The sequence below is a fragment of the Listeria monocytogenes genome (genome assembly GCF_013282665.1).
Lineage (GTDB): Bacteria > Bacillota > Bacilli > Lactobacillales > Listeriaceae > Listeria > Listeria monocytogenes_C.
Window position 1 is genome coordinate 754,218 of the sequence record NZ_CP054041.1, and the last position, 15,054, is coordinate 769,271.

Consider the following 15,054-nt stretch of genomic DNA (forward strand, 5'->3'; position numbering starts at 1 on the left):
CTTGGACTCATCATCCAAGTCTTCTTTTTTAATGCGTAAATCCGTATGAATCGTTGCGTTCTTTGTCATGATACAGCACTCTAGCATGTTCCAGATTATGAATCGCGTCTGCAAAGTCAGCGGCAAACTCTTCTGCCACGTTATAGCCTAAGTCTGCTCGGCAAACAAACCGTTGAATAATCGTATCGCTTAAATCAGCCGGAAGTGGATAGGCTGGAACTTGCCACCCTTTCATCAAAAGCTGATCAGCCAAATCATACAGCGTCCACTCTACATCCAGTCCTTCCTTCAATTTGTAACAAACAATCGGTAAATTAGCGCCATCATTAATAATTTCAAAATAGCCGCTTTTTTCAACCGTTTTTGAAAGATATAGGGCTGTTTTCTTTGTTTTTTCATGAATTTCTCGGTAGCCTTCAAATCCATAACGTAAGAAATTATAATATTGACCAATAATTTGGCTCGCACTACGAGAGAAATTAATCGCCATTGTCGGCATCGAACCACCTAAGTAGCTAACTTCAAAAATAAGCTCTTTTGGTAAATATTCTTTATCTTTCCACAAAATCCAGCCAACACCCGGATAAACCAATCCGTATTTATGACCAGAAGTATTTATAGAAACAACATTTTTAAGGCGGAAATCCCAAGGTAATTCGGGATTTACAAATGGTGTAAACATCGCGCCACTTGCGCCGTCAATATGAATGACTAATTGATGCTCGTTTGCTTCATTATATGCCTCTACTTTTTCATCTAATAATTGAATATCATCAAATTTACCAGTATAAGTAATGCCTAAAATTCCGACAATCCCAATTGTATAATCATCGACCAAATCAAACACTTTATTTACGTCGATACTGAGATGCTCTTTATCCATTGGTACAACACGCATATCGACATCCCAGTATACACAGAATTTTTCCCAACATACTTGGTAGCCTGATGAAATAATCAAGTTTGGCCGTTTTGCCTGAATATCTAGACCACGTTTTTCCGCATTGTTACGCCAGCGGAATTTCATTGCCAAACCGCCAAGCATACACGCTTCCGAAGACCCCACTGTCGAAGTCCCCAAATAAGACATATCTTTGGGCGCATTCCACAAATCAGCCAAAATATTGACACATCGATTTTCCAGTTCAGCTGTTTGCGGATATTCAGATTTATCAATTGCGTTTTTTTCGAGCGTTTCCGCCATCAGTATTTCTGCCTCTTTTTCCATGTATGTCTGACAAAAAGTCGCCAAGTTTTGCCGCGCATTGCCTTCATCCATCAACTGATCTTTCACTAATTGATACGCAATGCGTGGTTCCATCGGTTCCTTTTTTAATACATATTTCGGGATACTCGTGCTTTCTTCCTCAGATCCAAAGAGCGGGATTCGATAACTTTCGTGTTTCCGCTTGTCGTTTTCACTATAAAGCATCTTTTTTCCTCCTTTAAAATAACTGATTACCTTCATCCACCAATACCCATTAAAACACAGAGACAAACCGTTCAATTTTTCACAATAATTTGTTATACTACGGTGGTACCTATAAGGAGGCTCACTATGTTTGATTTAATTTTTCCACTTTTACTTATTATTCTCGGTGTCATCTACCGGGTGAATCCACCTAAAAATAAAGAAAGTCGCTTTAGTTATCGAACGAAAGCATCTTTAAAAAATGAAATCTCTTGGCAAAAAGCGCATCAACTACTTGGAATCTACTGGATTACTATCGGGGTTTTACTTTTAGTTTTGTCCCTTACACTCGCTTTTATCCCGATGCACGCCTTTGTCCGAAGCTCGATTTTATTAACAACAAGTATTTTCGCCGTGCTACTGTCCGTTATTTTAGTTGAGAAAAAACTCCAATAAAAAAGCACCGCGCTAAGCAGTACTTTTCCTGTAATCCATTACATATAAGTCCAAAAAAATTTTACTCTTCTTCTTTTATAATTGTATTGCGTTCGGTAACACGATAAATATGAATTGTAAGATAGACACGCTCATCTCTTGTTAGTTCTGTATGATGTGTATTAATCAAATAAGCGTCAATTTTTTTCGTGCATTTAAAAGCTTCTGGGTATTTAAGTTGTACTTGTTCATATAAAAAGTCATCGCCAGAATCAACAATCTCTTTTCGAAGTAAACGTTGTGCGAAATACTGTAAATGTGTAATAAAACGCGTGTAATTCAGTGAAGTTTCATCCAAGACCATACCATAATGATATGTAACAATACTTAAAATATCTTGAACAATTTGAGTCATCGCTACAGTCATGTGCATCTGTTGTCCGTCTTGTCTAGCATTTACAATGTGAAGTGCGATAAAACCAGCTTCATCTTCGTCCAAACGAATACCAACTTCTTGCTCGATAAAATCTAGTGCCTTCATTCCCACCAAATACTCTGCGTGATAAAATCGTTTTATTTCCCATAATAATGCGTTTTTCAAATTAATACCTTGATTATACCGTGACACAGCGAAGTTAATATGATCAGTTAGGGTTAAATAAATGTTGTCACTTAAATCTGTTTCCAAAGTTTCTTGCGCATACTGGACCACGTCATCCGCAACACGTAAATGTTTCAGGGGAATCTCGCTAAGTAATTCAGATAGCTTTTCTGAAAGTTCATGTGTTTCCATTACGAATGTTTTTTCAATCTTGGATACCTCCACCTCATCTCCAAGTTTCTTTTGAAAAGCAAGACCACGGCCCATCACTACAGACTCCTTGCCACTTTTACCCTCGGCGATTACAACATTGTTATTCAGTATTTTTTTGATAATCATGCATTTTCACCTCTTTCAAAAGAAAAAAACCCAAACTAATTCCAATGCTATTAATATCAAAATAGCACTTGAATTAATTCAGGTTTTGCCCGCCTCAGCAGTAACAATCCTATGCTTTTCTCTAACATTATAGTACAAAAAGAAACCGATTACAAGTGGTTTTTTGATATTCAATTTTGGATTACTTTATATCTTCCCTACTTTACCACAACTTATTCATTGACATGTAGTTTTCTGCATGCTATTTTTGGCTGGAGGTGATAAATTATGGCAACACACTCGGAACAAATTTTTATTAATTTGCCTGTAAAAGATTTACAAGCAACCGTCGCTTTTTTCACGAAACTTGGCTACGAATTTAATCCGCAATTCACAGACGAAAATGCTACCCAAATGCTCATCGGAGACAATATTTTCGCCATGCTCTTGAAAGAAGATTTCTTCCAGACTTTCCATAAAGAAGGCATCGCTGACACAACAAAAGCACGCGAAGTCCTTATCACCATCACCCAAGATAGCCGCCAAGCCGTTGATACATTAGTTGATCATGCACTAAAAATCGGCGCAAAAACAGCAGGCGAAACACAAGACTATGATTTCATGTATAGCAGAAGTTTTCTTGACTTAGACAACCATCTATGGGAAATTGCTTATTTAGACGAATCCGCTTTACAATAAAAATAGAAAACCGCTGGAATTCATTTGATTCCAGCGGTTTTCTTGAATTTCCGTATTTTTTTAATAGCCCATTCGTAATGACTTGATGTACTTGAAATAAAAATGGCTCCTAGTGAAGTAGTATTGGTCCATTTATAATATTTCTTCGTAAAAAGTTCTTCATTCGAATGTTCCGCAATGATACGCATTTCTTCGTCGTGCGTAGATGCTAATAAATTTCTCGCCTCTTCTAAGCCCATCTTCTGATACTTCTTCCATATAACCAAATTAAGTGCTGGCGTTGTTTTCCATGTATAACCTTCCGCTGGCATAAATGGTTTTTCTCCGCGCATCCCAACCTTATACCAATTTAGTGCCATCTTATGCCATTCGTGTAAATGCACTACTACATCACGAATATTTTTATCTCGATCCTCAAACGGAAACGTGTCCTGCTGCATTTCTTTTGGTATAGAGTCTATTAAATCTATTAACTTTTGGTAACTAGTCGTACTTTGTTGAAGTAATTCTTCTTTATTTTTTGGCCTCGCCATCTAAATATTACTCCTTTCTAACAATTATGTAAGTTTAAATAGGCTTTTTGTTGTCTGTTGAGAAGGATTAACTCCTCCTTTCCATATACAATAAATGTAACAACTAAGCAAAGGATGATTGATATGAAAAAAATCGTTATAATTATTATAAGTGTACTATTACTTGGCGGAATTATCGGCGGTGTATATTACTTTAAAAATGCCAATAAAATAGGAGCAGACACTTCTTACGTTAAAATTACAAAAGATCCTACGAAAGGAAAAGAAATAAGCTTCAATTATAACTACACGCTCCCGTCATACGATGAAGACGGTAAAGAAACAGAAGTTACTTTTTCTGCAGATAAAGAATTACGTAAAGGCGCTTACTTAAAACTTTATATTAAAGAAGACAAAGGCGTAACTTCCTTTGAAGAAGTTCCAGAAAAAGAAGTACCCGCTAAAGCAGCCGAAAAACTTAACTAATAACAAAATCTCCTCTTTGCGAGGGGATTTTTTATATAGAAATATATATATCTATTTTGCCACTTGTATGATACCATTCAAAATCTATTTTATATGCTCGTTTTAACTCACTATCCCGGGCCCAAATCTCCTGCCAAACTTTCTCCACGCCTTTATGATTCGCGTTATCTACTGAAAACACCACATACTCGCCTGGTTCGATGATTACACTCTGTTGTTCATCCCAATCTCTTGTTCCTACTAACAAATCATAGTCACCCTTATAATCACTAGCATAATTACTATATACCGCAAAAATATCTCCAGCTGGTTTATTGACCATCACTTCACCCCAAAGTTCTGCAATCGGACTGAAATTAGCATTATTTGCACGTATCTTTTTCCCGAAAATTTCTTTATTTTCTTGTAAAATCATTATTTGCCGCCTCCTTTTAAAACCATTATAGCGAACAAAACCTGACAACCATCTGTCAACAATTCAAATTAAAATAAAGTTTTTCCACTTCGGATTTGTAGTTTTTTTGGAGCGATGCAGGTTCTATAATTTTCACAGCACTTCCAAACATCAATAAAAACGGGATTATATTCCGCTCCAAATCATATAAAAAGCTTACACGTACATAATCCTCTCCAGTTACCATTTCTTCTTGCAAAAAATAATCCAACAATTTCCCAAGTTGATTTTTCGGAAATTCCAACACAATTCTTTTCATTTCTGCAGGCTGGTGCTCCGTTTCTTCGACATCCATAATCGCTTTACCTATTTCTTTCAAAGAAGTTATTCGCGTTAATTTAAAATGACGAATCGCTGCTCTTTTATGGCAATAGGCTTCTAAATACCAACTGCCATCCATCAAGTTTAATTTTTGCGGTGAAATCTCCCGCGTTGTTTCTGCGCCACTCATAGCAATATACGTAATTTCTAATTGTTTATTTGTCGTAAAAGCTTTCTGGATATAGGCAACTTTTCGTTTCACTTCTGCTTCGATTTGCTGACGATGTTGTGTCGCTGAGTCAAAGAAAATATGTTTGCTAGTTGGTTTTCCCGTCTGTAATAGTGTGATTTTTTCTCGTAAAATTTCTTGGCTATCATTCAGCATAAACTCCGAACGCGCCTCTAATGCCTCAAGCAAAATCTGTTTTTCCGCCTCCGAAAAAGTAAATGTCGCCATTTTATATGTATCGAGCATCGTGAATCCGCCGTTTTTCCCCGGCAAAGCAACAACTGGAAATCCCGCATAAAGTAGCGTATCCATATCGCGATAAATCGTCCTTGTGCTTACTTCAAATTTTTCAGCCAGCTCACTTGCCAGCACTTTTCGCTCCAAAATCATGACTAATATTGCTAAAATCCGCTCTAGTTTCATCCCAAAACCTCCAGCTCTTTTAGCCTTATTATAGCATGTATTATCGGTCAAAAACCCATGCATATGTGATGGATAAAACTTCGCGCATCATACCTTTGTATTTAGCAGGTGTTCTAGATTTGGCTGGGAGACCTGATGCATCAATCCCCTGACGCTTTGCTAACATTAAGGCTCTATACATATGATAGTCGCTTGTCACAATCACTGTTTTTCCTAGTTCAAATTTTTCATTGCTATATTTAATATTTTCTTCCGTTCTTTTGGATTTAGTTTCCATTTCAATCCGCTTTCTTGCAATTCCTTCATTAACCAAATATTCTTCCATAACCGCAGCTTCCGTCGTAGTCTCATCAGCACCTTGCCCGCCACTAACAATCACATTTACCTTTGGATATTCATTCAAATAAGCAACTGCTGCATCTAACCTTTCTTGCAAAACTAACGAAGGAACTGCTGGATCTCCATTCACTTTTGCACCTAAAATTAGTACTGTATCAGCATTTTCAATTGGTTTCGTCCTAGAGCAACTAAACATAAAGGCCGCGACGATTAATAAATAGATAAAACCAATTATGATTAAAATAACGACCATTTTCTTCAAACTTCTCATCTAGCTCGTCCTCTCTACTTCTTTATTAACAGCTTAGCAGAAGATTTTAAATAAAAGAGAAAGAAATAATCAAGTTAAAGGAAATAAAAAAGATCATATATTCTTAAATAGCTTGATAAACTATCAGAGAATATATAATCTTTCTTAACAAATTTCACATATGGAGATGGTGGGAGTCGAACCCACGTCCAGAAATATCGGCACTTAAATATCTACGAGCGTAGTCACCGTATTAGCATTTCGCATAAACATCGGCCCGGTAACAGGCTTCCATTCAGCTAGTCTGATTAAGCTCTTCTAGTTAACCTCAGACGGAGATTAACTAGTGTAGCCCACTTAAAGTGAGACCCTTACCGTAGCACATGGGCGATGCACGGAGGATCAGCTATGCTACTGCTTATTAGGCAGCGAAAGCTAGGTTTTGTTTTTCTTTGCCAGTTATTATTGGCTTTGACGTTGATAACGAGGACGATCCCCCCGACTCGCAACTCAAGCTCGAACTATCCCTGTCGAATCCGTAACATCCCCAGAGTTAAAGTCTAACAGTAGTTATTATACAGGAAAAAACAAGGCTTTACAAACAGAAAAAACTTGTGACATAGCCAAATGCCCAACTATTTTTTAGCATGCTACAAGTTTTCAATTAATTAGTGGTTATTTTCACTGTGTATTTCATAACTTTGCCTTCTTCTGCATAAGGCTCTATTCCGTTAAAATCAATGCCAATAACGAATTCACAAAAATCGACATATGAAAAAAGACTAAATCTAGCTTCTCCAACTTTTGGTTGAATGACTAGATTTAGGCTTTTATTGTTGGCGCTCTTTAAAGGCACGTTCGATATCACGTTTTGCTTCTTTTTGTTTTAAGTCTTGACGTTTATCGTATTTCTTTTTACCTCGAGCTACACCGATGAGCACTTTTGCGTAGCCATCTTTAATATACATTTTTAGTGGAACAATCGAATAACCAGACTCTTTCGTTTCTCCAATTAAACGGCTGATTTGCTTCTTATGTAAGAGCAACTTGCGCGTTCTTAGTGGATCATGATTGTAGCGGTTCCCTTGTTCATATGGACTAATATGCATATTGTGTAAGAAAATTTCCCCTTTGTCGATACGTGCATAGGAATCTTTTAAGTTTACCCGCGCATTTCTTACGGATTTAATTTCAGTGCCTTGCAGGACAATGCCAGCCTCAAAAGTTTCTTCAATTGCGTAATCGTGGCGCGCCTTTTTATTTTGCGCGACTAGTTTACCATCACCTTTTGGCATAACTCCCCATCCTTTCTAGCGACGTTTTTTCTTCTTCGGGCTTTCTTTTGCTACACCTTGATAAAAAGGTTTTTTCTTCTTTTTCTTTTTAGGTTTTGTATACCATTCGTCTTCTTTACGTTCTGTTTTTGGTTTCACGTCTTCTGATTTACCAGTTCTGCGTTTATTACGACCTTTTTTTGGGTTACTCTTGAAGTTTCTAGTTTTATCGATTGGTTTTTCGCGTTGGCGTTTTTGTTTATCGCTCACTGGCCCTGGTTTCCCTTCACTACGAAGGGCAAAATCGATTTCACGCGCATCCACGTCTACTTTGGTTACTTCGACTTCCACTTCATCACCAATACGATAAATTTGGCCTGTTCTTTCGCCAATCATCGCTAATTGATTTTGATGGAATTTGAAGTAATCACCTTTCATTGCGCTCACATGAACAAGACCTTCAATCGTTGTCGGTAGTTCGATAAATAAGCCAAAATTGGTTACCGAACTAATGATTCCAATGAATCGTTCGCCCACTTTATCGACCATGAATTCCGTTTTCTTCAGTTCATCTGTTTCGCGCTCTGCTTCAACGGCACGACGCTCCATTTTTGAGCTGTGTTCAGCAATCTCAGGAAGCTCCTCAGCGCGTTTTTCTAATGTTTCCGGACGAACATCCCCATTAATTAAATACTCTCTAATAAGCCTATGAACAATCAAATCCGGGTAACGACGAATTGGCGAAGTGAAATGTGTATAAAAATCAGTAGACAAACCAAAATGTCCAGCGCTCACTGTATCATACTTCGCTTGTTGCATCGAACGTAACATAACAGTCGAAACAACCATCTCTTCTGGTTTACCTTTTACTTCTTCTAGTACTTGTTGTAAAGCAGCTGGGTGAATATCATTAGCTGTCCCCTTCACAATCAAGCCAAAGTTCGTAATAAATTCAAAGAACCGCGCTAATTTATCTTCTTTTGGATCTTCATGAATACGATAAATAAATGGTACATCCATCCAGTGGAAATGCTCTGCGACTGTTTCATTCGCAGCAAGCATAAATTCTTCAATCAAATGCTCTCCCGCTGAACGTTCACGCATCACAACCGCTTCTGGGTGACCTTCTTCATCTACTACTACACGTGCTTCCTTAAAATCAAAATCAATCGCGCCACGTTTTTCACGTTTACGGCGAAGGATTTCGGCCAAATGTTGCATCTTTTCAAGCATTGGAACGATTGGTGCATATTTTTCACGTAATGCTTCGTCCTTTTCGACTAAAATATCATTTACATCCGTATACGTCATACGTTCCGTTGTTTTAATAATGCTTTCGAAAATTTCGTGGTTAACCACATGACCTTCTTCATCGATTTCCATTTCACAACTCATAGTAAAACGATCTACTTGTGGGTTAAGCGAGCAAATTCCGTTCGATAGTTTATGTGGCAACATCGGAATTACTCGGTCAACTAAATAAACACTCGTTCCGCGTTCTTGCGCCTCGACATCCAGCGGCGAGCCTTCTGTCACATAATGCGTTACATCCGCAATATGAACTCCAAGCTTCCAGTTGCCATTCGGTAGTTGCGTAACAGTTACTGCGTCATCTAAATCTTTAGCATCTGCCCCGTCAATCGTAATAATTATTTGGTCACGAAGATCACGACGGTTACCAATATCCGAATCATCAACCACATCTGGCGCTTTACTTACCTGCTCCATTACTTCTTCCGGGAATCCGATTGAAATACCGTGTTTATGAATAATCGATAAAATATCCACGCCTGGATCATTACGGTGACCGATGATTGATTTAACAACTCCTCTTGCACGCGCATGGCCAGTTGCATATTCCGTCAGTTCAACAATAACCTTATGCCCATCAACTGGTTTTAAGCCGTCCTCTAAATCAATTTCCACTTCTCCGAAAAGACGTTTATCATCCGGCATCACAATTGGAGTACCAGCTAAGTCTTCCATATAAGTTCCGACGATTTGCGTTGTCTTCCGTTCGACAATTTTCTTAATCGTACCCTCTGCCAAATTATCGCCTTTACGTTTCGTAATCGTTGCAAAAACTAAATCACCATTCATTGCATCTTTTACTTCATTTGGTGGGATAAAAATATCGTCCATTTCTTTTTCTTCCGGGAGAACAAAGCCAAAACCTCGTTCATGCGCGCGGAATGTTCCTTTTACTAAATCCATTTTTTCTGGCAAAGCATACCGATTCTTCCTTGAGCGGACAATAGTTCCGGAATCTTCCAGTTTTACTAAAGCTTTCACCATTAATTTAAAATCATCCGCATTATTTAAAGCTATTTCTATTTCTAAATCTTCTAGCGCAAATGTTTTATCAGGCGCTGAAGTTAATAGATTCATAATTTTTTCTTCCATTTGTTTTTGTTCCACTTCTGTCCCTCCTCTCTCTGTTTTAAAAATTGTCTATTCTTGCCAATCTAAACTATCTAAAAATGTTAAAATGGCTTGGTTTACTTCTTTTCGTTCTTTGTCTAAAGTGATAACGTGTCCAGATTCTTTAAACCAGTGCAATTCTTTCTTCGTTGACTCTACTGTATCATAAATTAGCTGTGCTCCGCTCACATCAACCATATCGTCTTTTTCCCCTTGGACGACCATTATTGGGGCATAAATCATATCTATTTCAGATACGACGCCATTTATCTCGTCCTTTAGTTTGGCGATGGTGTTCATTGGGGCGTCTTTATAGGCAACCATTTCAGCATCGATTTGTTCAGGTGTTTTACCTTCTAATTTTTTATAATTACGCACATAATCTAAAAAGCCTTGAATTATTGGGGATGAACTGTCCATTCTTGTTGGAGTACTCATGGCTATAATTCCCTTTAACGGCCTAGAAAAACCTAATTTTAGTGAAAAAAGTCCACCTAGCGAAAGTCCTGCTACAGCAATTTCCGTGTAACCAAGTGATTTTAGGTGATCATAGGCTTCAAGAACATCTTCCCACCAATCGTTTGGTCCCGTTTTTAACAGTAGGTCGGGAGATACACCGTGTCCTCTGTATTGAGGTGCGTAGCAAGTATAATCATTTTCTTGTAAAAACCTACCTAATATCCTTACATCCGCTGAGCTACCTGTGAAACCGTGTAAGAGTAACACTGCTCTTTTGCCTTTTTCGAATAGGAATGGTTGTGGTGGTGTTATTTTCATAGTAAATATCGCTCCTTGGTTCTTTTTGGAGTTTTGATTGATCTGGGTTGTGTGTTCTTTTTAATGGAAACAATGTTCCGCTGCGCTGTGCCTTGTATTGGAGTTCTAGGGGATTGACTGTATTTAATAATTTGTGCTCCCCTTTTTGGGTTGTTCGTCCACTTTTTTTTATGGAAACAACGCTCCACTTCGTTACTCCTTGTATTGGAGTTCTAGGGGATTTGTTGTATTTAGTAATTTGTTCGCCTCTTTTTGGGTTGTTCGTCCACTTTTTTTAATGGAAACAACGCTCCACTTTGTTACGCCTTGTATTGGAGTTCTAGGGAAGCGGACTACGCTTCTTTAGAACTCCAATAAAAAACCACCTAAATTTTCATTCAGGTGGTTAACATCTCGTTACTGTACAAAGTATGCCAGTGCAATTAGTATTGCGAAGAAAACAATGGATAGAACGATGGTTGTACGATGTAGAATAAGTTCTAGTCCTCTTGCTTTTTGCTTACCGAATAATTGCTCAGCTCCACCAGAGATGGCGCCGGATAAGCCAGCACTTTTACCTGGTTGAAGTATGATAACTGTAATTAACAGTACTGATACGATGATGAGTAAGACCGTTAAAACTGTACTCATTGTTCTTTCCTCCTAAAACCGCCCAATTTGACTAAGGTTAATTTTACCATATTTGTGATTATACGTAAAGTTTTGTTTCCATACAACTAAAGGAATGGATTAAACAACTTTTTCCTCTAGCCAAACTAAATCGTCTAAGAAGTAAATTAAATCTTCTTCTAAAATATCTTTCTCACAGTCGTTCACAATATCATGCCCTGATCCTGCATAGAAACATAATTGTTTATCATTTGTATGAATGTGTTTAAAGATGTAATTGGCGTTATCTGCGTCGATTTCTTCATCTTGGCAGCCTTGACCAATCATCGTTGGAACATGAATTTTTTCAATATCTCGCGCTACGTTTTTGTAGAATGTAGCACGTGCTTCCGTCATTACATCAATTTCAGGAAGATAGTTTTTTAGCATTTGATCTGCTTCTTGTTCTACTATACCTTGTTTCTTTAATTGTTTAGTTAAATAGTTTTCGATTGGGATATAGCGCATTTTGCGGTTTACATTGGCACATAGTGGAACAATCGCTTTTGGTGAAAACGATTCTGCCATTTTAAGCGCGAAAACTCCGCCCATTGCCACACCGACAATTGCAATCTCATTATATCCGTCTTTTTCAAGTTGACGATATCCAGCCACCGCATCTTCATACCACATTTCCGGTGTTGTTTTTAAGAAAATAGCGGGTTCATCCCCGTGACCTCTGAAGTTTGGTGCATGCACTGTGTATCCATTTTCTGCTAGAATTTCTCCAAGTTCTCTTACGTCTTCTGTAGTCCCTGCAAAGCCATGCAAGAGCAAAACAGCACGATTTCCCGCTTTTAACGTAAAGCTACGATCCGCACTCATTTTTACGCAATCCTCCTAATATCATCACTTTTATAATCCACTCTATTGTAGCCCATCTGAACTAAATAAGCTACCTTTTGAGTTCTGACCAATAGACCAATATTAACGCTATCCAAGGAACTTGTCAAACACTTTTTTTATAAAGCTCAAACACGTTGCTATCAAAGGTTTTTTAGGAGGTTTTATTTGTGAATTTCTGCGCTTAAATTAGAAAAGAAACAATGAATTAATTGTAACAATTGTTGCGGTTTTTGCCGCGGTAAATAATGAAGTCCATTTCTTACAATAACCATTTCACCGTGTTGAACAGAATGCACCATTTTCTTCGTATCTTTGGAAGATATTAAATCATATTCACCCACAACTGCTAAAAGTGGTGCGCTTATTTTTTGTAAATCTGCTTCTGACATATGTGGATGATAAATCGTTAGAGCAAGTTGCCGTTTCATCCGTTCAAAAAAACGACTAAATGGTGCCAAAAGAAATGCAGCTCCGTAGGCAACACGGCAAAACAAGTCTGGTAAAAATCGTATTTGATTTACATGATAGTTTGTTCCAATAACAACGGATGCGATTTGACGGTTCGGTTGCATTTTTCCCATTACGAGAGCAACGATACCACCATCGCTATATCCGATAACTTTATATTTATCAATTTTCAAATAGTCGAGTAACGAAAGCATATCTAACGCCATCACTTCAAAATCAAGCGGCGTATTTCCCGCTTCACTTTTCCCGTGTGCGCGGCTATCTACGGCGATTACTTGATTATTAGTAGAGAGGTCATCAATCATCCGCTTTAAAGAACGATGATTTTGACCATTCCCGTGAATAAGCAAGATTGGTTCTCCTTTACCGATTATTTGATAAAACAAGTTAATTCCATTGATTTCTGCAATCATATAGCATTTCTCCTTGCTGAAAACATTTTCTACCCTTATTTTACACCTGATTATACTTGATTTCCTATAAAAAAGCTTCCATTTTTATTAAAATGCGCCTGATTCTTTTAAAACTAGAATCAGGCGCAACGTTTATTTCATAAGTCTTCGATGGAACTGTTGTTGGGGCATATCTGCGTTAATGATTTTCTTTTGCACAGAATGTTTTTCCGCTAAGGGGTGGCTTTTTTCATGCACCACAGCATCTCTGATTTTTGGAGTTTCGAGCACTTTTGAGGCCTGACTATTTTTTACTTTCATCAGCATTACCTCCTCTTCCAAATCATTACCCCTCTCACTATTTTTAAAACAAAGAAACTCCACGAAAATGTTACTTTTCGCGGAGTTTAGCGTTTTATTCAATCAACTTATTTTTTTAAGTTGTAGAAAGTTTCGTTACCATGATATTCAGCAAGATCAGCCAAATTGTCTTCGATGCGGAGTAATTGGTTATATTTTGCAACACGGTCAGTACGAGTAGGCGCACCTGTTTTGATTTGACCAGCGTTTGTAGCTACTGCAATGTCAGCGATTGTGGAATCTTCTGTTTCACCAGAACGGTGAGAGATAACTGCAGTGTAGCCAGCGCGTTTAGCCATTTCAATTGCATCCAATGTTTCAGTCAAAGTACCGATTTGGTTAACTTTGATTAGGATGGAGTTAGCGATACCTTTTTCGATACCTTCTTTAAGTTTAGTTGTGTTAGTTACAAATAGATCGTCACCTACTAATTGAACGCGGTCACCAATACGTTCTGTAAGTAGTTTGAATCCGTCCCAGTCGTTTTCGTCTAGGCCATCTTCAATAGAGATGATTGGGTATTTAGTAATCATTTCTTCATACCAAGTTACCATTTCTTCAGAAGTACGAGTTACGCCTTCACCTTTAAGTTCGTATTTACCAGTTTCGCGGTTATAGAACTCACTTGATGCAGCATCCATCGCAAGTTTAACTTCTTCGCCAGGTTTGTAACCAGCATCTTTAATTGCTTGCATGATTGTTTCAAGAGCTTCTTCGTTGGATTTAAGGTTTGGAGCGAATCCACCTTCATCACCAACACCAGTGTTTAAGCCTTTACCTTTAAGAACAGCTTTAAGTGCGTGTAGGATTTCAGCACCCATACGTAGAGCTTCTTTAAAGTTTGGAGCTCCAACAGGCATTACCATAAATTCTTGAACGTCGACATTGTTATCAGCATGTTCTCCGCCGTTAAGGATGTTCATCATTGGAACTGGAAGAACTTTACCATTCACTCCACCAAGATATTCATATAAATGTACGCCTAGTTCGTCAGCAGCAGCACGAGCAGCAGCTAAAGAAACACCAAGAATAGCGTTAGCACCTAATTTACCTTTGTTAGGTGTACCATCAAGTTCGATCATTGCTTTGTCAATTCCGATTTGATCAGTTACATCAAAACCGATAATTTTGTCAGCAATAATGTCGTTTACGTTTTCAACAGCTTTTAAAACACCTTTTCCAAGGTAACGAGCTTTGTCGCCATCGCGTAATTCTACAGCTTCGTATTCACCAGTTGAAGCACCACTTGGAACTAATGCGCGACCAAATGCGCCAGCTTCAGTATAAACTTCAACCTCAACAGTTGGGTTACCGCGGGAATCTAAGACTTCGCGAGCATAAACTTCAGTAATAATAGACATTTATAATTCTCTCCTTTGTTGGGATTAATTGAACGAAATAAACAAAATATTCATTTCAAATTCAAAGACCCATCCGTTTTTAAATTCGT

At 38.0% G+C, this 15,054-nt stretch carries 17 protein-coding genes and 1 other RNA gene; 3 read left to right on the plus strand and 15 right to left on the minus strand.

Annotated elements, in window-relative coordinates; all coding sequences use genetic code 11:
* Positions 1-28: 28 nt before the first annotated feature.
* Complete coding sequence (gene gad, locus HRK21_RS03835) at positions 29-1,432, minus strand: glutamate decarboxylase (RefSeq protein WP_069888409.1); 1,404 nt, start codon at positions 1,430-1,432, stop codon at positions 29-31.
* 126 nt (positions 1,433-1,558) lie between these two features.
* Here gad and HRK21_RS03840 point away from each other — a divergent pair, with 126 nt between their 5' ends.
* Positions 1,559-1,867 (plus strand): SdpI family protein, encoded by a 309-nt coding sequence (locus tag HRK21_RS03840; protein WP_012580794.1) that lies wholly within the window; start codon positions 1,559-1,561, stop codon positions 1,865-1,867.
* Positions 1,868-1,928: 61 nt separating this feature from the next.
* Here the strand turns inward: HRK21_RS03840 and licT are convergent, their stop codons facing one another.
* Positions 1,929-2,786 carry a BglG family transcription antiterminator LicT gene (gene licT, locus HRK21_RS03845; protein WP_003730014.1) on the minus strand — a complete coding sequence of 286 codons (858 nt, stop codon included), beginning with the start codon at positions 2,784-2,786 and terminating at the stop codon, positions 1,929-1,931.
* A gap of 267 nt (positions 2,787-3,053) precedes the next feature.
* On the opposite strand from licT, the gene HRK21_RS03850 reads away from it, so the two are divergent.
* Positions 3,054-3,464 carry a VOC family protein gene (locus HRK21_RS03850; RefSeq protein ID WP_069888408.1) on the plus strand — a complete coding sequence of 137 codons (411 nt, stop codon included), beginning with the start codon at positions 3,054-3,056 and terminating at the stop codon, positions 3,462-3,464.
* Between the two features lie 20 nt (positions 3,465-3,484).
* Here the strand turns inward: HRK21_RS03850 and HRK21_RS03855 are convergent, their stop codons facing one another.
* Entirely contained in the window at positions 3,485-3,997 is a 513-nt protein-coding gene (locus tag HRK21_RS03855) for a ClbS/DfsB family four-helix bundle protein (RefSeq protein WP_070006513.1), read from the minus strand.
* Between the two features lie 123 nt (positions 3,998-4,120).
* Here HRK21_RS03855 and HRK21_RS03860 point away from each other — a divergent pair, with 123 nt between their 5' ends.
* Positions 4,121-4,462 carry a YxeA family protein gene (locus tag HRK21_RS03860; RefSeq protein WP_069888406.1) on the plus strand — a complete coding sequence of 114 codons (342 nt, stop codon included), beginning with the start codon at positions 4,121-4,123 and terminating at the stop codon, positions 4,460-4,462.
* Between the two features lie 31 nt (positions 4,463-4,493).
* On the opposite strand, the gene HRK21_RS03865 is transcribed toward HRK21_RS03860, so the two are convergent.
* The 12 genes from HRK21_RS03865 to eno all read right to left on the minus strand — a co-directional run bounded on the left by HRK21_RS03865 (position 4,494) and on the right by eno (position 14,965).
* The gene (locus HRK21_RS03865) at positions 4,494-4,877 is read right to left on the minus strand and encodes a GyrI-like domain-containing protein (RefSeq protein ID WP_069888405.1); all 384 of its coding nucleotides are present in this window, start codon (positions 4,875-4,877) and stop codon (positions 4,494-4,496) included.
* 55 nt (positions 4,878-4,932) lie between these two features.
* Positions 4,933-5,829, minus strand: coding sequence for a helix-turn-helix transcriptional regulator (locus tag HRK21_RS03870; protein WP_070006514.1), 897 nt, complete (start codon positions 5,827-5,829; stop codon positions 4,933-4,935).
* Between the two features lie 40 nt (positions 5,830-5,869).
* Complete coding sequence (locus tag HRK21_RS03875) at positions 5,870-6,439, minus strand: YdcF family protein (RefSeq protein WP_069888403.1); 570 nt, start codon at positions 6,437-6,439, stop codon at positions 5,870-5,872.
* A 158-nt stretch (positions 6,440-6,597) separates the two neighbouring features.
* Positions 6,598-6,967, minus strand: a transfer-messenger RNA (tmRNA) gene (gene ssrA, locus HRK21_RS03880).
* Between the two features lie 281 nt (positions 6,968-7,248).
* The gene (smpB, locus tag HRK21_RS03885; RefSeq protein WP_003723350.1) at positions 7,249-7,713 is read right to left on the minus strand and encodes an SsrA-binding protein SmpB; all 465 of its coding nucleotides are present in this window, start codon (positions 7,711-7,713) and stop codon (positions 7,249-7,251) included.
* A 15-nt stretch (positions 7,714-7,728) separates the two neighbouring features.
* Entirely contained in the window at positions 7,729-10,110 is a 2,382-nt protein-coding gene (rnr, locus tag HRK21_RS03890; protein WP_003739711.1) for a ribonuclease R, read from the minus strand.
* Positions 10,111-10,143: 33 nt separating this feature from the next.
* Positions 10,144-10,890 carry an alpha/beta hydrolase gene (locus tag HRK21_RS03895; RefSeq protein ID WP_003739712.1) on the minus strand — a complete coding sequence of 249 codons (747 nt, stop codon included), beginning with the start codon at positions 10,888-10,890 and terminating at the stop codon, positions 10,144-10,146.
* 396 nt (positions 10,891-11,286) lie between these two features.
* The gene (gene secG / locus HRK21_RS03900; RefSeq protein WP_003739713.1) at positions 11,287-11,520 is read right to left on the minus strand and encodes a preprotein translocase subunit SecG; all 234 of its coding nucleotides are present in this window, start codon (positions 11,518-11,520) and stop codon (positions 11,287-11,289) included.
* Between the two features lie 99 nt (positions 11,521-11,619).
* Positions 11,620-12,363: an alpha/beta hydrolase gene (locus tag HRK21_RS03905; protein WP_003727925.1), complete on the minus strand. Its 744-nt coding sequence runs from the start codon at positions 12,361-12,363 to the stop codon at positions 11,620-11,622.
* Between the two features lie 182 nt (positions 12,364-12,545).
* Positions 12,546-13,265 (minus strand): alpha/beta fold hydrolase, encoded by a 720-nt coding sequence (locus HRK21_RS03910; RefSeq protein WP_070006516.1) that lies wholly within the window; start codon positions 13,263-13,265, stop codon positions 12,546-12,548.
* A 132-nt stretch (positions 13,266-13,397) separates the two neighbouring features.
* A complete protein-coding gene (locus HRK21_RS03915; protein WP_077905727.1) occupies positions 13,398-13,571 on the minus strand; it encodes a hypothetical protein in 174 nt (57 codons plus the stop codon).
* A 101-nt stretch (positions 13,572-13,672) separates the two neighbouring features.
* The gene (gene eno, locus HRK21_RS03920) at positions 13,673-14,965 is read right to left on the minus strand and encodes a phosphopyruvate hydratase (protein WP_003726579.1); all 1,293 of its coding nucleotides are present in this window, start codon (positions 14,963-14,965) and stop codon (positions 13,673-13,675) included.
* Between the last annotated feature and the right edge of the window lie 89 nt (positions 14,966-15,054).